General features: G+C 72.0%; 17 protein-coding genes. 6 read left to right on the top strand and 11 right to left on the bottom strand.

Translation table 11 applies throughout. From position 1 onward, the window contains the following. The first annotated feature begins 173 nt into the window (after positions 1-173). Positions 174-1,133, top strand: a complete 960-nt coding sequence (locus OG519_RS24030; RefSeq protein ID WP_405587604.1) for an alpha/beta hydrolase family protein — start codon at positions 174-176, stop codon at positions 1,131-1,133. 98 nt (positions 1,134-1,231) lie between these two features. Here the strand turns inward: OG519_RS24030 and OG519_RS24025 are convergent, their stop codons facing one another. Further along, on the bottom strand, positions 1,232-2,008 hold the full coding sequence (locus OG519_RS24025) for an enoyl-CoA hydratase/isomerase family protein (RefSeq protein WP_405587602.1): 777 nt from the start codon (positions 2,006-2,008) through the stop codon (positions 1,232-1,234). 134 nt (positions 2,009-2,142) lie between these two features. Here OG519_RS24025 and OG519_RS24020 point away from each other — a divergent pair, with 134 nt between their 5' ends. The 3 genes from OG519_RS24020 to OG519_RS24010 all read left to right on the top strand — a co-directional run bounded on the left by OG519_RS24020 (position 2,143) and on the right by OG519_RS24010 (position 4,471). Continuing rightward, entirely contained in the window at positions 2,143-2,766 is a 624-nt protein-coding gene (locus OG519_RS24020) for a TetR/AcrR family transcriptional regulator (RefSeq protein ID WP_405587599.1), read from the top strand. Positions 2,767-3,129: 363 nt separating this feature from the next. Then, positions 3,130-3,879 carry an SDR family NAD(P)-dependent oxidoreductase gene (locus tag OG519_RS24015; RefSeq protein ID WP_405587596.1) on the top strand — a complete coding sequence of 250 codons (750 nt, stop codon included), beginning with the start codon at positions 3,130-3,132 and terminating at the stop codon, positions 3,877-3,879. Further along, on the top strand, positions 3,863-4,471 hold the full coding sequence (locus OG519_RS24010) for a TetR/AcrR family transcriptional regulator (RefSeq protein WP_405587593.1): 609 nt from the start codon (positions 3,863-3,865) through the stop codon (positions 4,469-4,471). Before OG519_RS24015 ends, OG519_RS24010 begins: the two co-directional genes overlap by 17 nt. Positions 4,472-4,489: 18 nt before the next feature. Here the strand turns inward: OG519_RS24010 and OG519_RS24005 are convergent, their stop codons facing one another. Then, positions 4,490-4,687, bottom strand: coding sequence for a hypothetical protein (locus OG519_RS24005; RefSeq protein ID WP_405587591.1), 198 nt, complete (start codon positions 4,685-4,687; stop codon positions 4,490-4,492). Positions 4,688-5,216: 529 nt separating this feature from the next. Between OG519_RS24005 and OG519_RS24000 the strand changes: the two genes are divergently transcribed. Beyond that, entirely contained in the window at positions 5,217-6,662 is a 1,446-nt protein-coding gene (locus OG519_RS24000) for a dihydrolipoyl dehydrogenase family protein (protein WP_405587588.1), read from the top strand. A 111-nt stretch (positions 6,663-6,773) separates the two neighbouring features. Here OG519_RS24000 and OG519_RS23995 read toward each other — a convergent pair whose 3' ends face one another. From OG519_RS23995 to OG519_RS23980, 4 genes are read right to left on the bottom strand one after another with little or no spacing between them, the layout of a single operon-like run. Next, positions 6,774-7,649, bottom strand: a complete 876-nt coding sequence (locus OG519_RS23995) for a metal ABC transporter permease (RefSeq protein ID WP_405587585.1) — start codon at positions 7,647-7,649, stop codon at positions 6,774-6,776. Then, positions 7,646-8,632 carry a metal ABC transporter permease gene (locus OG519_RS23990; protein ID WP_405587582.1) on the bottom strand — a complete coding sequence of 329 codons (987 nt, stop codon included), beginning with the start codon at positions 8,630-8,632 and terminating at the stop codon, positions 7,646-7,648. The genes OG519_RS23995 and OG519_RS23990 overlap by 4 nt, the downstream gene beginning before the upstream one ends. Then, positions 8,619-9,671, bottom strand: coding sequence for a metal ABC transporter ATP-binding protein (locus OG519_RS23985; RefSeq protein ID WP_405587579.1), 1,053 nt, complete (start codon positions 9,669-9,671; stop codon positions 8,619-8,621). Before OG519_RS23985 ends, OG519_RS23990 begins: the two co-directional genes overlap by 14 nt. 2 nt (positions 9,672-9,673) lie before the next feature. Next, the gene (locus OG519_RS23980; protein WP_405587577.1) at positions 9,674-10,696 is read right to left on the bottom strand and encodes a metal ABC transporter solute-binding protein, Zn/Mn family; all 1,023 of its coding nucleotides are present in this window, start codon (positions 10,694-10,696) and stop codon (positions 9,674-9,676) included. A gap of 272 nt (positions 10,697-10,968) precedes the next feature. Between OG519_RS23980 and OG519_RS23975 the strand changes: the two genes are divergently transcribed. After that, positions 10,969-12,585 carry a DHA2 family efflux MFS transporter permease subunit gene (locus OG519_RS23975; protein ID WP_405587574.1) on the top strand — a complete coding sequence of 539 codons (1,617 nt, stop codon included), beginning with the start codon at positions 10,969-10,971 and terminating at the stop codon, positions 12,583-12,585. A 59-nt stretch (positions 12,586-12,644) separates the two neighbouring features. On the opposite strand, the gene OG519_RS23970 is transcribed toward OG519_RS23975, so the two are convergent. The 5 genes from OG519_RS23970 to OG519_RS23950 form a co-directional block, all read right to left on the bottom strand. Beyond that, a complete protein-coding gene (locus tag OG519_RS23970; RefSeq protein WP_405587571.1) occupies positions 12,645-13,139 on the bottom strand; it encodes a hypothetical protein in 495 nt (164 codons plus the stop codon). A 136-nt stretch (positions 13,140-13,275) separates the two neighbouring features. After that, positions 13,276-14,106 (bottom strand): heavy metal-binding domain-containing protein, encoded by an 831-nt coding sequence (locus OG519_RS23965; protein WP_405587568.1) that lies wholly within the window; start codon positions 14,104-14,106, stop codon positions 13,276-13,278. A 146-nt stretch (positions 14,107-14,252) separates the two neighbouring features. Beyond that, complete coding sequence (locus OG519_RS23960) at positions 14,253-15,272, bottom strand: heavy metal-binding domain-containing protein (RefSeq protein ID WP_405587565.1); 1,020 nt, start codon at positions 15,270-15,272, stop codon at positions 14,253-14,255. Positions 15,273-15,578: 306 nt separating this feature from the next. Further along, entirely contained in the window at positions 15,579-16,421 is an 843-nt protein-coding gene (locus tag OG519_RS23955) for a GNAT family N-acetyltransferase (RefSeq protein WP_405587563.1), read from the bottom strand. A gap of 70 nt (positions 16,422-16,491) precedes the next feature. Then, on the bottom strand, positions 16,492-17,067 hold the full coding sequence (locus OG519_RS23950) for a cysteine hydrolase family protein (protein WP_405592953.1): 576 nt from the start codon (positions 17,065-17,067) through the stop codon (positions 16,492-16,494). Positions 17,068-17,122 lie beyond the last annotated feature (55 nt).

The following is a 17,122-nucleotide window of genomic DNA, read 5'->3' as shown; positions in this document are numbered from 1 at the left end:
TCGTAAACGGAACAGTGATCCGCTTCGCTGTCGCCGACCATCCGGACGCCCCGGCGAGCCCGTAGTCCGCCCACGGCGGCCGCTCAGCCGCTCGGCGGGGCCCAGCCTCTCGGCAGGGAGCCGCCCGCGAGCCGCGGCCCGGCAGCAGCGCCCCAGGAAGGGAAACACCCGCCATGACCACCCCTCCGCACCCCGTGGAAACCGTCACCACACCCACCCCCGTCCTCTCCGTCAGCCCGGTGGTGCTGACTGCCCCCGGCCGCGCCGTCGACCTGGAGATACGTGTCTCCGCTCCGGTGACCGGGAGCGATCTGCCGGTCATCCTCCTCTCGCACGGCCACGGCCCCTCGAACAACCTCTCCTCGCTACACGGCTACGCCCCCCTCGCCAACTACTGGGCGGCGCACGGCTTCCTGGTGATCCAGCCCACCCACCTGAGCTCGAAAACGCTGGACCTCGATCCCAAGACACCCGGCGCGCCGCTCTATTGGCGGTCACGGGCCGAGGACATGCGGCTCATCCTCGACCGGCTCGACGTGATCGAGGCCGCCGTCCCCCAGCTCCGCGGCCGCCTGGACCGGGAGAAGGTCGCCGTGGCCGGGCACTCGATGGGTGGCCACACCGCGAGCCTGCTGCTGGGCGCCCGGCTCACCGATCCGGACGACGGGACGGAAGTCGACCTGGCCGAGCCCCGGATCAAGGCCGGTGTGCTGCTCGCCGCGCCCGGCGGCGGGGGCGAGGCCCTCAGCGCGGTCGCGGCCGAGAACTACCCCTTCTTCCTGACCACGGACTTCTCCACGATGTCAACGCCCACGCTCGTGGTGGCCGGCGACCAGGACGCCTCCACCCATCTGACGGTTCGGGGCCCGGCGTGGCACACCGACCCCTATGTCCTCTCCCCCGGCCCCACGTCCCTGCTCACCCTCTTCGGGGCGGAGCATGGGCTGGGCGGGGTCGCCGGATACGACGTGGCCGAGACGACCGATGAGGACCCTGGGCGGGTCGCCGTGGTCCAGCGGCTCACCACGGCCTACCTCCGCACCGCGCTCTCCCCCGGCGACCCCGCGTGGCAGGAGGCACGCGACGCGCTGACGGCCGACCCCAACTCGCGTGGGCGGATCGAATCCAAGTAGCCGCGCGACGCACTAGACCGGACAACCACCGCCGACCGGCCCACGGAGAGCCGGCGCAAGCGGCGGACCGTGCACCCGGGGCATCGACCGTCACGGCCTCACCGGGCGGACGGCTCCTGGTACGCCATGTCGGCCGCGGTGAGGCCTTCGAGGGCCATCCCGAGCTGGACGCCTTCGGCCAGCCGGCGGCTGAGGCGCTGGCGTATGGTCACGGCCAGGTAGCGGGTCAGCAACGCGGGCTTGGCGGCGAGGGTCTCGGCGAGTTCCTGGGCCCGCGGCAGCACCTGCTCAAGGGGCAGCACCTCGGCGACCGCTCCCCACTGCTGGGCCTCCCGCGCGCTGAACTCGCCGTGGGTGAGCGTGAGATACCGGGCCCGGTTCAGCCCGATGGCCTCCTCCCAGACGATGGCGATGCCGTCACCGGGCACGATCCCGAAGGTCAGGTGCGGGAAGTCGCGGAAGACCGTGGTGTCCGCGGCGATCGCGATGTCGGCGGCCAGGATGTACTCGCTGTGCACGGTCGTGGGCCCGTTGGCGGCGGCGATGATCGGCATCTCAAGGTCGACCAGGCGCTGCATGATCCGGCGCCCCTCTGCGACGGCCTGGTCCCAGACGACGGGCTTGGTGATGTCGCCGAGGCTGGGGCCGTCGATGTCGGTCATGAAGTGGTCGCCGGTGCCGGTCAGCACCAGCACCCGGTTGTCCCGGTCCTCGCCGATCTCGTACAGAGCGCGCGGGAAGTCGGTGTGGAGCTGTCCGGTGAAGGTGGCCGGTCCGCCGTCGGTGTGGAAGCGGACGGTCAGCACGCCGGAGTCGGTGCGGGTCATCGCCAGGTTCTTGAAGGCTGTGAAGTATGCGGGGTCGGTGGTGGACATGGTGCCGCTCCAGGTTCGCCGAGTAGATTAGAGCCGTTGCTCTAATCCTCCACCCGATCGAATAGACTGTCAACTCTAAAATGAACCCAGGAAAAAATAGACTGTTGCCTCCAGAACTTTGGTACGGTAATCGCATGGGTACCAGCACCGCACCGCAGCGTCTGACCCCGAAGGGACAGGCCACCCGCGACCGCATCGTGGCGGCCGCGGCGAAGCTGATGTTCGAACGCGGGGTCGCGGGGACCAGCACCGAGGACGTACTGAAAGCCGCCGGGGTCACCAGCCCCTCGCAGCTCTACCACTACTTCGGCGGCAAGAAGCCGCTCACCCAGGCCGTCATCACCTACCAGACCGACTACGTGCTCAGCGTCCAGCGGCCGCTGCTGAGCAGGCTGGACAGCTTCGAGGCGCTGGAGGCGTGGCGGGACGCCGTCGTCGACGTCCAGCGCGCGGGCAACTGCGAGGGCGGCTGCCCGATAGGCTCCCTGTCCGTCGAACTGTCCGACCACGACCCGCAGGCCCGCGCGCAGATAGTGGCCGGGTACAGCCAGTGGGAGGACGCGATCCGCGACGGCCTCAAGGCGATGCGGGACCGTGGCGAGCTGCGCGCGGACGCCGATCCCGACTTCCTGGCCCTGGCGCTGCTCACCGCCTTGCAGGGCGGCCTGCTGATGACCCAGGCGCGCCGCGACACCGCCGCACTGGAAGCCGTGCTGGACGCGATGATCGATCGCATCCGCTGCCACGCCACCGCCTGACCGGCGGTCACGGCGGACCGTCCGCGCGGGCCGTCCCCACTTCACCGGCGCGCCCAGCCGCGCGTCCGCGCGGGCCCCGCTCCCCGGCGGGACGCACCCGCCGCTCGCAAGCGGTCCAGCCACCGGCGCTGGGCCGCTTTTCGCGTCTTCGCGTCTTCGCGTCTTCGCGTCGTCACGTCGTCACGTCGTCACGTCTTCGCGCTCCCCTGCCCCCGACGCCCCTGCGAGCGGGCCCCAGCGACGACCGCAGGCCATCGGTTGACAGCGCCACCCTGCGCTCTCACTATAGAGTAAGCGCTCTAAAAACAGTGGCCGGCGCATCTCGCGTCAGCCGCGGCTCGCACTACCTGAGGGAAGAACACGATGAACACGTTGGGTACGTTGGAACTGAAGGACCAGGTCGCGCTGATCACCGGCGGCACGGCGGGCATCGGGCTGGAGGCGGCCAAGCTCTTCGTCCGCGAGGGCGCCACCGTCGTCATCTCGGGACGGAACACCGAGCGCGGCAAGGCGGCCGCCGCGAGCATCCCGGAAGGCCCCGGCTCGGTTCGGTTCATCGCCGCCGACCTGGCGGATCTGGAGTCGGTCGGCGAGCTGGCCGAGCAGGCAGGGCCGGTGGACATCCTGGTCAACAACGCCTCGGCGCTCCCGGTCGCGGCGACCGTGGAGCAGAGCGTCGCCGGCTTTGAGCAGTTGTTCGACACCAATGTGCGGGGCCCTTACTTCCTCACCGCCTCGCTGGTGCCCGCCATGCTCGCCAAGGGCAGCGGAAGCATTGTCAACGTCACCACCATGGCCGCCTCGATGGGCGTTCCCGGCTCCTCCGGCTACGCCGCCACCAAGGCAGCGCTCGGCTCCTTCACCCGCACCTGGGCGGCGGAGTTCGGCCCCAGCGGGGTCCGGGTCAACAGCGTGTCCCCGGGTCCGACCATCACCGAAGGTGTCCTGGTCGAGTGGGGCGACGGGGTGGCCGAGCTCGGTAAGGGGTTGCCGCTGCGCCGGACCGCCGAGCCGCTCGAGATCGCGGAGGCGATCTTGTTCCTGGCGTCGCCGCGCTCCAGCTTCGTCACCGGCGCCACGCTCGCCGCGGACGGCGGTGCCACCGCCGTCTGATCGGGTCCGACTGCCGTACGGCGCCTGCTTCACGGAGCTCAGCGTCGAGCGGATCGCCGCCGAGGCGGGGCTCTCTCGATCGACCTTCTATCTGTACTTCCGGGACAAGACCGAACTGATCCTGCGTCTGGCCGAGTCGCTGAAGGCCGGGACGTTCGAGGCGGGCGAGGACTGGGACCCCGACCGGCCTGAGGACGGGCTGGCCTGGCTGACCGACGCGTACCACCGCATCGTGCGGGGGGACCGGGCCCGCTCGGCCACCTTGGCGGCGATCCTCGAAGTGGCAGGCTACGACAGGGCGGTACGGGCGATGCTCGAAGCCAATCAGCGGCGGTTCATGGAGCGGATGGCGGCGCGGCTGGCGGACGAGCAGCGAGCTGGGCGGGCCGGCGGCGGGATGGATCCGCTGCTGGCGGCGAGTCTGATGATCTGGGGCGGCGAACAGGCGATCGCCACGTATGTGATCAACACGGTGGCCGACGAGGAGCGGGACGCGCGGATGGCCCACGAGCTGGCGGCGAGCCACTGGAACGGCATCTACCGCCGCCCGGCGGGCACCGCGCCCTCCCCGGCGGCCGACCCGGCGCGCTGAGCGGGCGCGGGCAAGGATTCAGGCGCGGCCGTCGAGCCCGTCAGCTTCCGCGTCAGGGTCCTCGGCGTCCCTGGCGGTCTGCCACTCGCTCCACAGCCGGGCCAGCTCCCAGCGCTCGTCCTCCGCCAGCGGCGACCGGCGCGCGAGATCCCGGATCCGCTCATTGATATCGGCCGCGGACACCACGGCGCCGCAGCCCGGCGCGTTCGCGAACATGATCCGACCCTACGCGCGCCCACCTAAGCGGAAGATATACGCCGAGATCAGACCGGCCGGCCCCGCCCCGCCCGCAGCCCCGAGCCCCGCCGGGCCCGGGCTCCGGCACCTCGCCTCCGGCGGGCCCGAGCGGCGCGCCGACCGCCCGGGCGATCGCCGCGAGCATCCGTGAGCCCGCACTTCCCGTCGCCGGACGCGAGGACGGCGGGGCGCAGCGCCCGGGTGGGGACGGCGCCGGGCCGACCGGCCGCACCACAGCCACCCCGCCGGACGACAGCCGCGGACGTACGGGATCGGTCGCCGCGCACGTACGGGCACGTCGCCGCGCACGTACAGCCACGTCACCGCGGACGTACGGCCGCGTTGCCATACGCGAAGCCGCCCGCCCGGAAGAAGGCCCCCCACCGAATGGCTGGACCTGGGCTCGACCCCGTCGGGTCTGCCGCCTTCCTCGCCGGGAAGCGGCGAGGATGGCCCGCGCCCTCCCCCTTCTCCGGGGGAGACCAGCAGCGACGGGAGTACGTGACGCATGAGCGAATCAGTCGGAGCCCGGGCAGGCGGCGCCTATGACGTCGTCGTCATCGGGGGCGGTCCGGTCGGTCAGAACGTCGCCGAGGGGGCGCGCGCGGCCGGGCTGAGCGTCGCGGTGGTGGAGCGGGAACTGGTCGGCGGCGAATGCTCGTACTGGGCCTGCGTCCCGAGCAAGGCCCTGCTGCGGCCGGTGATCGCGCTCGCCGATGCCCGCCGGGTGGACGGCGCGCGCGAGGCGGTCACCGGATCGATCGCCACCAGCGGCGTGTTCGGCCGCCGCAACCGCTACGTCACCGACTACGACGACACCGGCCAGGCTGACTGGGTCCGGTCCATCGGCGCGGATCTGGTCCGCGGCGACGGCCGGCTCGACGGCGTGCGGCGGGTGGTCGTCGGCGGCTCGGACGGGGAGCGGGTGCTGACCGCGCGGCAGGCGGTCGCCCTGTGCACCGGCAGCGACCCGGTACTTCCGGAGCTGCCGGGGATCGAAGAGGCCAGGCCGTGGACCAACCGCACCGCCACCGATGCGAGTACCGTGCCAGGCCGGCTCGTGGTCGTCGGCGGTGGCGGTGTCGGCGTCGAGATGGCCACCGCGTGGCAGGGGCTCGGCTCCGCCGTCACCCTGCTGGCCCGCCGTCCGCTGCTGCCCCGGATGGAGCCCTTCGCCGGCGAGATGGTCGCCGACGGGCTCCGGGAGTCGGGCGCGGACGTCCGGATCGGCGTCTCGGCGACCGAACTCCACCGGCCGGACCCCGCGGGACCGGTCGGCGTCCTGCTGGACGACGGCACCCGGATCGAGGCCGACGAGATCCTCTTCGCCACCGGCCGCTCCCCCCGCACCAAGGATCTCGGTCTCGAAACGGTGGGCCTGACCCCCGGGGCGTGGCTGGACGTGGACGAGACCTGCGCGGTCCGCGAGGTCGAAGGCGACTGGCTGTACGCGGTCGGCGACATCAACCACCACGCGCTCCTCACCCACCAGGGCAAGTACCAGGCCCGGATCACCGGCGCCGCGATCGCCGCCCGCGCGGCCGGGCAGCCGCTGGACACCGCGCCCTGGGGCGCGCACGCCGTCACCGCCGACTTCCACGCCGTGCCGCAGATCTTCTTCTGCGACCCGGAGGCCGCCGCGGTCGGGCTCTCCGCGGCGCAGGCCGAGGAGGCGGGGCACCGGGTGCGGACCGTCGACGTCGACTTCGCCGAGGCGCAGGGCGCCAACCTCTGGGCCGACGGTTACCGGGGCCGGGCCCGGATGGTGGTCGACCTGGACCGGGAGATCCTGCTCGGGGTGACCTTCGTGGGTCCCGGCGTCAGCGAACTGCTGCACTCGGCCACCATCGCGGTCGCGGGCGAGGTGCCCATCGGCCGGCTGCGGCACGCGGTCTCCTGCTTCCCGACCATCAGCGAGGTCTGGCTGTTCCTGCTGAAGGCGTACGGGGGCTGATCTCGTGGGCGGTACGGGAGCGGCGGCGTTCGGGTCCCTGCTGAAGGCGTACGGGGGCCGAGCGGGGGCCGAGCGCACGACGTACCACGCCGAGCGTCGCCAGGACCCCGCTCACGGCGTACCGACGCTGAGCACGCCCGCCCCCGCCCGCGGCCGGCGCGGGCCGAGCACGAAAGCGGCGGCGTGGACCGCGGTGGCGACGGCGACGATGGCGAAGCTGGGCGGCAATCGCGGGACGGCGTAACTGACGGCCAGCCCGGCCCACATCTCGGCGACCGCCAGCACGGTGGACAGCGCGAAGGCCAGCCCCGGCCGGTCGGTCAGCCGCTGGGCGGCGCCGGCCGGGGCGGCCAGCAGCCCGAGCAGCAGCAGCGACCCTACGGCCTGGGTCGCCTCCGCCGCGGTGACCCCCACCAGCGCCAGAAAGGCGAAGCCGAGGATCCGTACCGGCACCCCGCGCGCCGCGGCCACCGCCTCGTCGACGGACGCGAAGAGCAGCGGGCGGAAGACCGCGAGCAGCGCGAGGCAGACAACCGCCGCCACCGCGACGGCCGTTGTGGTCTGGGCCGCCGACAGACCGAAGATGGAGCCGAACAGCACCCTGACCCCGGCGCCGCCGTCGCTCGCGCCGCGCGACGTGGTGTAGAGGGTCAGGAAGAAGGCGCCGAGTCCGGTGATCCAGGCGAAGACATTGCCGATGGCGACGTCGTCGGCGCGGCCGGAGCGGGCCAGGGTGCCGAGCAGCAGGGCGACGGCGACGGTGGCCGCGTACAGCCCGATCCGCAGATCGACACCGCAGGCGAGCGCGGCCAGCGAGCCGGTGAAGGCCATATGGCTGAGGGCGTCCCCGGTGAACACCTGGGCGCGCAGCACGAGGAAGTAGCCGGTCATGCCCGAGGCGGCGGCGATGGCACCGCCGGCCAGCACCGCGTGCAGGAAGAACGGGTGGCCGAGCGCGCCGGGCCAGCCGGCGGCGATGGTGTTCACAACAGGGTCCCCGCTGTCCACAGTTCGCGCCCCGACGACCCCGACGCCCCGCCCGGCCCGGAGCCCCCGGACACCCCGGCCGACCCGGCGCCTCGGGTACGGGCGAAGCGCTCGCGCAGCACCCGTACGCCCCAACTGATCACGTACACCACGAAAGCGAAGGTCGTCACGAAGAATCCGATGGGATAGGGCGAGTAGTACGCCACGGTCAGGCTGGTCCAGGTGACGGCGAGCGCGATGAGCACGGACAGCGCCATGCCCAGCGCGGGCCGGGGGGTGAGGTGCTGCGCGGCCGCGGCCGGCATCACGAGCAGCGCGAACACCAGCAGGGCGCCGGTGATCTGACTGGTCGCCGCGGTCGCCACGCCGAGCACCACCAGGAACACGGCGGCCAGTACCCGCACCGGTACACCTCGCGCCGCGGCCACATCGGGGTCCACGGACGCGAAGAGCAGCGGCCGTCCGATGACCGCAAGGATCAGCAGCACACCGCCCGCCGCCAGCGCGAGCACCTCCACCTGAGCCGTGGTGATGCCCAGAAAGCTGCCGAAGAGCAGGGAGTTGACGCCGCCGAGGAAGCCTTTGTAGAGCGCGATGAACAGGAACCCGGCGGCGAGCAGGAACGCCTGGACGGTGCCGGTGACCGCCGCCTCCTCGCGGCCGGCGCCGTGTCCCGCGTCGTGTCCGGCCCGGGGGACGGCGGCGATGACCAGCGCGGCGCCCACGCAGAAGGCGAAGTAGCCGTAGAGGGCGGAGACGCCGAGCAGGGTGGCGCCGGCGGCTCCCGGGAAGGCCACCGTCGACAGGGTGTGGCCGGCGAAGCTCTGCCGGCGCAGCACCATGAACCAGCCGATCACCCCGGCCAGCACGGCGACGACCGTACCGGCGCGGAAGGCGTTGACCATGAAGGGGAACGCCCACATCTGCTGGAGGTCGGCGAGCGGGTTCCACGACCAGGCGGTGGCCGCGTCAGCGATCGGCATGGCCGGCTCCTCGCGGTGGCGGCACATCGGCGGGCGCCTCGCTGGGCGCCTCGGTGGGCGCCAAGGGAATCGCCTCGGGAAGCGCCTCGGTGGGCCCGGCCGACGACTGCCGAACGGTGTGCCGGTCTGTGTGGACGGCGGCCGGTTCCGGCTGGCCGACCACGACCAGCCGGCCGTCGGAGGTCCGCAGCACCTCGATCGGCGTACGGTACAGGCGCGTCAGCGTCTCCGAGGTGATGACCTCGGCCGGCGTCCCGGCGACCGCCCCGCCCTCGGCGAGATAGACCACCCGGTCCAGGTGGCCGAGGATCGGGTTGGCGTCGTGGGCGACCATCATCACGCTCACCCCCTCCTCCCGGCAGATCCGGCCGATCAGGGCCGCGACGGCCGCCTGGTTGGGCAGATCCAGGCTGTCGAGCGGTTCGTCGAGCAGCAGCAGCCGTGGCCGGCGGATCAGCGCCTGGGCGATCAGCAGCCGCTGCTGCTCACCGCCCGAGCACTGTCCGATCGGCCGGTCCGCGTACGCCGACGCGCCCACCAGGGCGAGGACTTCGGCGATCCGGGCCCGCGCGGCGCGCGCCGATCGCGGCCCGGGCAGCCCCCAGCGGTCGCCGTCCCAGCCGAGCCGGACGATGTCCGTGCCGCGGATGCGCAGGCTCGCGTCGAAACTGCGGCGCTGCGGCAAGTAGCCGACCAGGTGCGCCAGTTGGCCCGGCCGCTCGCCCAGCACGCTGATCTCGCCCGCCGCGAGCGGCACCAGGCCGAGCACGGCCTTGATCAGGGTGGACTTGCCCACCCCGTTGGGGCCGAGCACGGCGACGAACTCGCCGGGGCGGACGTCGAGTCGCACATGCGACCAGAGCGTGCGGCCACCGACGCGCACGGCCGCCTCCCGCAGCGACACCACGGGTTCGGTGCCGGCGGAAGCGTCGGCCGGATGACCGGCGGCGGCACGGCCCGGACAGTGGGCGGCGGCGCACCCCGAGGGGTGGGACGCGTTGTGCCGGACGGCATCACGGATCCGGGTGATCGGTCCCACCGCTATTTGCCCGCGGCTTGGGACAACACCTGCTGGATGCTCTTGAGTTGGGCGACCTGCCACTGCTGGAAGGAAGCACCGGCCGGGGTGAGGGTCTCGGTGACGGTGGCGACCGGGATGCCGTTGGCCTTGGCCGCCTTGACCTGCTCCCGCACATCGGGCGTGGCGTTCTGGCTGTTGTAGATGTAGACCTTGATCTGCTTGGCCGCGATCTGGTGGTCGATGGTGGCCTTGTCCCGCGCGGTCGGGTCCGAGCCCTCGCTGATCGCGCTGAGGAAGGAGTACGGGGTGAGCATCTTCAGCCCCAGCCCGTCGGCGAGCGGGCTGACGATCGACTCGGAGGCACCGATCGGCGTACCCGCGTACGTCGCCTTGATCTCGCTGATGAGGCTGTTGTATTCGCCGAGGGTCCGGGTCTCGAACGTCGTCTTCTCGGTGTCGAAGTACGCGGCGTCCGCCGGGTCGGCCTTCTTGTAGTCGGCGGTTATCCGCTCGATGACCCGGTGGACGTCGGCCGGCGAGTACCAGCGGTGCGGGTTGCCGCCGTCCTTGATCCCGACCAGGTCGCCGATGGTGAGCACCGAGCGCTGCGGGGCGGGGTTGGCGTTCACCAGTTTGGTGGCCCAGGAGTCGTAGCCGATGCCGTTGACGATCGCGTACTGGGCGGAGGCGACCTCGCGGGCGTCGGCGGCGGTGGGCTCGTAGTCGTGCGGGTCGGCGGCCGGGTTGTTGATGATGCTGGTGACCTTCACATGGGTGCCGCCGAGTTGCCCGGCGATGCTGCCCCAGAAGTTCTCCGCGGCCACCACGTGGATGACCTTGCCGCTGCCGGTGCCGCCGCCCGCGCCCGCCGGGTCGGCCGCCGCGGCGCTCGGCCGGTCGCCGCTGCCGTCCGACGGCCCCGTGGAACCAGAGGAGCCCGTCGAGCAGCCGGTGGCCAGCGTCAGCACGGTGATGACGGCCCCGCCGAGGCCGAGCCTCAGCCGGCTGCTTCGGGGGGTCCGGAAGGTGACGGGACTGCTCATCGTGGTTCTCCTCTGGGGTGCCGCTGGGGCGCTGTGGGCGGACGACCGCCGCCTCGAAGGGCACACTAATTGAAAATGACTTTCAATCCCAAGCGGATTTGCCGAAGATGAAAATCATTACCCAACCGTGACGAGCGGGGTCGCACCGGACGACCGGCGCCGTCGCCAGGTTTCGCCCGACCGCCCCGCGCGGTGAAGGGCCGCTCAGGGCGCCCGGGAGGGGATAGTCGGCGGGACGGGTACGCCCGTCAGGCCGAGCAAGAGGAGTGAGCATGCCTGATAACGAGCCCGAAGCGCCCGAACCGGGCGGCTCCCACCCGGCCGACAGCGCCGCGGCCGCCCCGTCACGGCGACCGCACGGCGGCCACCGCCAGCCCGCGCCGAACAAGTGGTGGACGCTGACCGCGGTCTGCCTGGGCACGTTCATGCTGCTGCTCGACATCACGATCGTGAACGTGGCGCTGCCCGACATCCAGTCGTCGCTGCACGCCAGCTTCTCCGACCTGCAATGGGTCGTCGACGCCTACGCCCTCACCCTGGCCGCCCTGCTGCTCACCGCGGGCAGCCTCGCCGACATGTACGGCCGCCAGAAGCTCTACGTGATCGGTCTGACGGTCTTCAGCCTCGCCTCGCTGCTCTGCGGCCTCGCCACCAGCTCACTGATGCTGCAACTGTCCCGCGGGCTCCAGGGCGTCGGCGGCTCCATCATGTTCTCGGTCTCGCTCGCCCTGCTGGCCGAAGCCTTCCGCGGCAAGGACCGCGGTATCGCCTTCGGCGCCTGGGGCACGATCACCGGACTCGCGGTGGCCATCGGGCCGCTGCTCGGCGGGGTGCTCACCTCGGGCCTGTCCTGGCGGTGGATCTTCTTCGTCAACCTGCCGATCGGCGTGATCGCCGTCGTGATCACCCTGCTCAAGGTCGCCGACTCCCGCCATCCGGCCGCCCGGCGGCCCGACTGGCCGGGCTTCGTGCTCTTCACCGCGGGACTGTCCAGCCTCGTCTACGCGCTCATCCAGTCCAGCCACGACTCCTTCTCCGACCCCGTCGTCATCGGGTGTCTGGCCGGCGCGGTGGCGCTGATCGCCGCCTTCGTGCTGCTCGAACTGCGCACCCGGCAGCCGATGTTCGACCTGTCGCTGTTCCGCAAGCCGACCTTCACCGGCGGCCTGGTGGCGGCCTTCGGTCTCAGCGGATCGCTGCTGTCGCTGCTGCTCTACCTGGTGCTCTATCTCCAGGACGTGCTCGGCTTCAGCGCGCTGGGCGCGGGCGTACGGCTGCTGCTGATCTCCGGCGGCATCCTGGTGATGTCCACCGTTTCCGGCCGGCTCTCGTCGAGGATGCCGGTGCGGTTCCTGATCGGCCCGGGACTGCTGCTGGTCGGCGGCGGGCTGCTGTGGATGCGTGGCCTGAACGCGTCCAGCGAGTGGACCCATCTGATCCCCGGCATGATCATGTCCGGCGCCGGCCTCGGCCTGGTCAACCCGCCGCTGGCGTCGACCGCCGTCGGAGTCGTCCAGCCGGCCAACGCGGGCATGGCCTCGGGCATCAACTCGACCTTCCGCCAGATCGGCATCGCGACCGGTATCGCGCTGCTCGGCACCCTCTTCTCCGGCAAGGTCAAGTCCTACGTGAGCGATCACATCGACGCGATCCCGGGTCTGCGCGGCCGCGGCTCGCAGCTCTCCACCGCGGTGCAGTCGGGGACGGTCACCCAGACCCTCGGCTCGCTCCCGGCCCGGGTCCGCGGCCCCGTCAAAAACCTCACCGCGGCGGCCTTCACCTCGGGCCTCAACGAGATCCTGCTGGTCGGGGCGCTCATCGCCCTCGGGGCGGGGGTGGTCTCCTTCGCCACCATCCGCACCAAGGATCTGGTCCAGCCCCCGTCATGACAGGGCCGGCGGCCAAGGCCGGCAGCCGGGGCCGGCAGCCGAGGGCCAGCGGGCGGCGGTCAGTCGCCGAGGACGAGCTTCTGAAGGGCGGCCCGCGCCCGGGCGTCGGACTGGGCCCGTCGCCCGACCGCCGTCGCCAGTTCCCTCGCCCACTCGTCCAGCGCGACCGGCTTACGGGACAGCACCACCCCCCGCACCACGGTGGCCACCTCGCCCTGGGGGTGTCCGTGCGCCAGGGTCAGGATCAGCCGGCGGTCGTCCAGGGACACCTCCAGCTTCTCCACCTTGCCGTTCCGGCCCGCGAGGCGGTCGCTCACGGTGCGCTTGCGGTCGAACGTCACCGAGCCCGGCGGCAGAGCCTCCGCGAGGGACTCCGTCAGGACCTTGGTGTAGATCTCCAGGTCGGCGGAGTCACGGCGCAGCGCGGCGGCCAGCATGTCGATCGACGTGCCCGGCGCGATGTCGCCGCCGCCGGCCGCGCTGTCCCCCGCCGCCGCGGCCTCCCGGCTCCCCTGGTCCTCCGGGCGCTCCGGCAGCCGATCGTGCTCGCTCATCCGTCTTTCCCCACCTTTGCCGTCGCTGCCCGTTGTCCGTTGCCCGTTGGTTGCCGCCCGCCGCTCCGCGCCGCTGCCCCACGGTGACGTTTCGCCGAGTCGGGAAACCTGCCGGGAGCGCCTGACGCGAAGCCGGTCACCCGTCGAGGCTCAAGACCATTGTGGGCCGTTCGATCTCGTGATCGGGGCGCAGGGGGCGAACGGCCGTGCCGATCGAGAAGAACTCGGTGGTGTGGCCGCCCCAGCGGTGGTTGTGCGCGTTGAGCTGCACGCCGACCACGCCTTCCGCCTGCAAGGACTCCGCCTCCGACTGCATCCGCGCCATGGCCAGCTCGCGGGCGTCGTAGAGCGCCTGGGTGAACTGCTCGATCTCGGTGTTACGGCCGAAGTTGGAGAAGACGGTGCCCATCTTCTGGTGGGCGATGTGGTAAACGCAGGTGCCCATCACCATGCCGAGGGGTGCGTAGCCGGCCCGGATCAGCGTCCAGAAATCCTGCCCGGACAGGTCGGAGGTGAAGGGCTGCTGCTTGTTGTTGCGCCAGGTGCCGCCACCGGGGGGCGGGTTGTCGGCCTTGACGGCGGTACCGATCGCGATGAACTCCGCGATGTCGTTGCCGAACTCCCGGGCCTCGACGGTCAGCCGGACCCCGACGATGCCGTCGGCGCCGAGCGCCGCCGCCTCCGCCTCCATCCGGGTCATCGCCAGCTCACGGGCGTGGTACATCGCCTGGCTGAGCGTCTCCAGCTCCTGGTTCCTGCCCCAGCGGCCGATCTGGATGCCCACGTGGTAGATCGAACTGCCGAGCACCAGGCCGATCGGTTTGAACCCCGCCTCGCGGACCAGCAGGAACTCGTTCACCGACAGGTCGCTGGTGAAGATCGACCCCGCCTTGCCCGGCGCGAGCTCCGACAACCGCCGCATCGCGTCGGCGGGAACGCCTTCGGCGCTCGGCTGTTCTTTCGTCATGTCAGTACCCCTCGTCACACCGTGCGGTTGGAAGAGTTGTCGGAGCGGCGCGGGCGGCGCTGCTGGTCGGACGCTGATGGCTGATGGCTGATAAGAGAGTGATCGGACCCTGATCAGAGGTCGAACGGACCGTGATCGGAGGCGGCCTAGTCGTTCAGCTCGCTGACCTCCTGCACCAGCCGCCGGTACTCCGCGCGGTCCCCGTACGGGCTGGACTCCACCGCCGCCAGCCGCTTGCGCAGCTTCGTGCCGCGGTCGCCGAGCGGCATCACCAGCAGGGTGCGGGGCGGCTGCTGCCCGGCCCGGAAGCGCGCGATCGTGGTTCCCACCATCGTCGACTCCGCCACGTGGTCCTCCTGCTCGGAGTTGCCCCGGTTGCGGGAGCGCAGGCAGCCCTCGGACCACACCCGCAGCTCGCTGTCGGCCATGATGACCCCGTCGCCGCCCAGCCGCGCGCCTTGGAGTTCCAACTGGTGCCGCGCGTCGGCGCGGACCGCGCCGACCATCTCGCTCCAGCCGTCCATCTCGATGTTGCCCCAGGAGTACGACTGCGACTGGGTCCTGAAGTCGTCGTGACGGACGCCGATCGACATGCCGACGAGGAGTTCGACCGGCACCCAGCCGGCCCCGATCAGTTTCGCGAAGCCCTGCCCGTCCAGGTGCGAGGTGAACGGCGTCGGCGCGCGGTACGGGCCCGCCGCCCGTACGGCGGTGCCGATGACCTTGAACTCGAAGCAGTTGAGCTGGCCGATGAACGGGGCCATGGTCAGCTCGGCGGCCACCACCCCGTCGCCGCCGAGCGCCCGGCACTCCTCGGTCATCCGGCCGAGCGCCGTGTGCCGGGCCTCGTCGAAGACGGCGACCAGGGCGTTGGAGGGGGCGCCTTCGCCGGAGACGGCGACGGGAACGGGGCCGTAGCCGCTGTAGCCGAAGCCGTAGCCGGCGCCGGGGAACTGGCAGTCGTGATAGCCCCAGTACCTGCTGCTGCGGCCGATGTGGAAGACGGTGGATCCCATCACCTGGCCCACCGGCTCGAAGCCGACCGAGCGGATCGCGGCGAACTCGCCGGTGGACAGCGCCGAGGTCCAGGTGCCGCTCCCCTCGATCGCGGCCATCCGGTCCACCGCGGCGGGCGGCAGGCCCTGGCCGCTCCATGGCTCCGACATGTGTCCCCGTCTCCCGTCCGGCGGATCAGCTCCGACGGCCCGGCCCGCCGAATCCGCGAACCCGCGCCCCTCGCACCTTAGAACCCACCACGCCGTCCCGACGGTATCCCCGCCCCACCTTCCGCTCCACAACACCCCCACAGACCCGGCCCCGGGGGTTCCGAAGGAGCCGGGTGGCCCGGGACCGGCCACCCATCCCCGGGGTGCGGTGCCGCGATCGCTACGGAGGCGAACGTCGGTGGAGGCCTACGCCGGGTTGGGGGCCTCGGGGGGGAGGCCGGGGGAGGGTCGGTGCGGGGCGGGGGGTCAGCCGAGTTCGATGGTGGTCGTGGCGTAGATGGCCGCGAGGTCGATGGTGGGGGCGGGGGCGGTGTACATGCGGGCGCACTCGAAGGTGGGGCGGAGGCCGAGGCGTTCGGCGAGTTTGACGGAGAGCGCGTTGACGTCGGGGATGTCGAGTGCGACCGAGGTGCCCGGTGCGGTCGCGGCGAGCGCGTGCACCAGGGCGAGGGCGATCTCCTCGGAGGCGGCGTAGAGCGGGCCGATCCGTGATCCGGCCCTGGCGGGGCGCATCACCGCCAGGCCGCGCAGTTCGCCGTCCCGCACGGCGGCGACCGACGTGTGCCCCGGCGTGCTGAGCCACGACGCCAGAAAGGCGTCCCGGTCGGCGGGGAAGAACCGGCGGTCATAGGCGGCGAGCAGGCCGAAGGGGACGGCGCGGGCGTCGACCAGCGTGATGTCGGCGGGGGGCCGCTCGGCGGCCGGCACCCCTTCGTACCGCACATGGGTCCACGCCCGGCGGAAGCCCGACCTTCGGTAGTTCTCCTGCTGCTCGACGACCCCGTCCAGCCCGACGTTCCGCCCGGCGAGCCGCTCCATGGCGGCGCGCCAGAGCTGGATCCCGTATCCCTGGCCGCGCACCGAGGGATGCGCGATGTAGAAGCCCAGGAAGCCGTGATCCGCTCCGTACCGCACCGCGGAGACCGAGGCGACCGGCGTCCCGGCGAGCTTTCCCAGGAGGAAGCCGCGTGGGTCGGCGCAGTGGAACGGGAGGGCGTCGGAGCGCCCCGGATTCCACTGCTCGCGCTCGGCCCACTCGGTGAACGTCGCCATCTCGTCCACGCTCGCCGTGGTGATCTCGAACCGCATCGTGCCGCTCCCCTCGCGCCGGCCCGCCTCGCTCCCGCTCACCCCGTCCAACGACCGCGCCGCCCCGGGGTCACCCCTCCGTCGTCGGGCCCGCCGGGTCCGTCAGGCCCGCCGCCCACTCGCTCGTGGTGATCGCGTCGCCGCGCCGGTTGAGCACCTTGGTGACCAGGGCCTCGTGCAGCTCCGGGTCGGCATCGGCGCAGGCGTCGGACAGCACGGTGACGCGGTAGTCCAGGTCGGCCGCCTGAAGAGCGGTGGAAAGGACGATGCCGCTGGTGGCGATGCCCACCAGCACGAGGTGGTCGATCTCCAGTACGCCGAGGATCTGCTGGAGGTTGTTGCCCGCGAAGGCGCTGACGCGGTTCTTGTGCACCACGATCTCGTCGCCACGCGGCGCGAGGTCCGGGTGGATCGCGGCGTCGGGGTCCTCGGCGACATACCGGTGGGACGGCAGCGAGCCGAAGATCTTGTTGCGGGGATGCGCGTCGACATGGCCGGGCCGGAACCGGAGGACGACGTGGATGACGGGTATCCCGGCCGCGCGGGCGGTTTCCAGCGCCCGTACGGCGGCCGGCAGGTAGTCGGCGGAGACGCGGGCGAAGTGGCCGAGCTGGAGGTCCATGGCGAGCAGAGCGGTACGGGGCACGGTGGTTCGGCCTTTCACGACGGTGACGGCAGGGGGCAGGGGGGCAGGGGAACGG

Source organism: Streptomyces sp. NBC_01190 (assembly GCF_045039895.1).
Classification (GTDB): Bacteria; Actinomycetota; Actinomycetes; order Streptomycetales; family Streptomycetaceae; genus Actinacidiphila.
Note: the sequence above shows the minus strand (reverse complement) of the source record. Positions and strands in the feature narration are given on the sequence as shown.

Bases quoted from the DNA above. Each gene is read 5' to 3' on its own strand.
- OG519_RS23980 (WP_405587577.1), bottom strand. From the start codon at position 10,696: ATGAGCAGTCCCGTCACCTTCCGGACCCCCCGAAGCAGCCGGCTGAGG.
- OG519_RS23990 (WP_405587582.1), bottom strand. From the start codon at position 8,632: ATGCCGATCGCTGACGCGGCCACCGCCTGGTCGTGGAACCCGCTCGCC.
- OG519_RS24030 (WP_405587604.1), top strand. From the start codon at position 174: ATGACCACCCCTCCGCACCCCGTGGAAACCGTCACCACACCCACCCCC.
- OG519_RS23960 (WP_405587565.1), bottom strand. From the start codon at position 15,272: ATGTCGGAGCCATGGAGCGGCCAGGGCCTGCCGCCCGCCGCGGTGGAC.
- OG519_RS24000 (WP_405587588.1), top strand. From the start codon at position 5,217: ATGAGCGAATCAGTCGGAGCCCGGGCAGGCGGCGCCTATGACGTCGTC.
- OG519_RS23965 (WP_405587568.1), bottom strand. From the start codon at position 14,106: ATGACGAAAGAACAGCCGAGCGCCGAAGGCGTTCCCGCCGACGCGATG.
- OG519_RS24025 (WP_405587602.1), bottom strand. From the start codon at position 2,008: ATGTCCACCACCGACCCCGCATACTTCACAGCCTTCAAGAACCTGGCG.
- OG519_RS24005 (WP_405587591.1), bottom strand. From the start codon at position 4,687: ATGTTCGCGAACGCGCCGGGCTGCGGCGCCGTGGTGTCCGCGGCCGAT.
- OG519_RS24015 (WP_405587596.1), top strand. From the start codon at position 3,130: ATGAACACGTTGGGTACGTTGGAACTGAAGGACCAGGTCGCGCTGATC.
- OG519_RS23975 (WP_405587574.1), top strand. From the start codon at position 10,969: ATGCCTGATAACGAGCCCGAAGCGCCCGAACCGGGCGGCTCCCACCCG.
- OG519_RS23955 (WP_405587563.1), bottom strand. From the start codon at position 16,421: ATGCGGTTCGAGATCACCACGGCGAGCGTGGACGAGATGGCGACGTTC.
- OG519_RS23970 (WP_405587571.1), bottom strand. From the start codon at position 13,139: ATGAGCGAGCACGATCGGCTGCCGGAGCGCCCGGAGGACCAGGGGAGC.
- OG519_RS24020 (WP_405587599.1), top strand. From the start codon at position 2,143: ATGGGTACCAGCACCGCACCGCAGCGTCTGACCCCGAAGGGACAGGCC.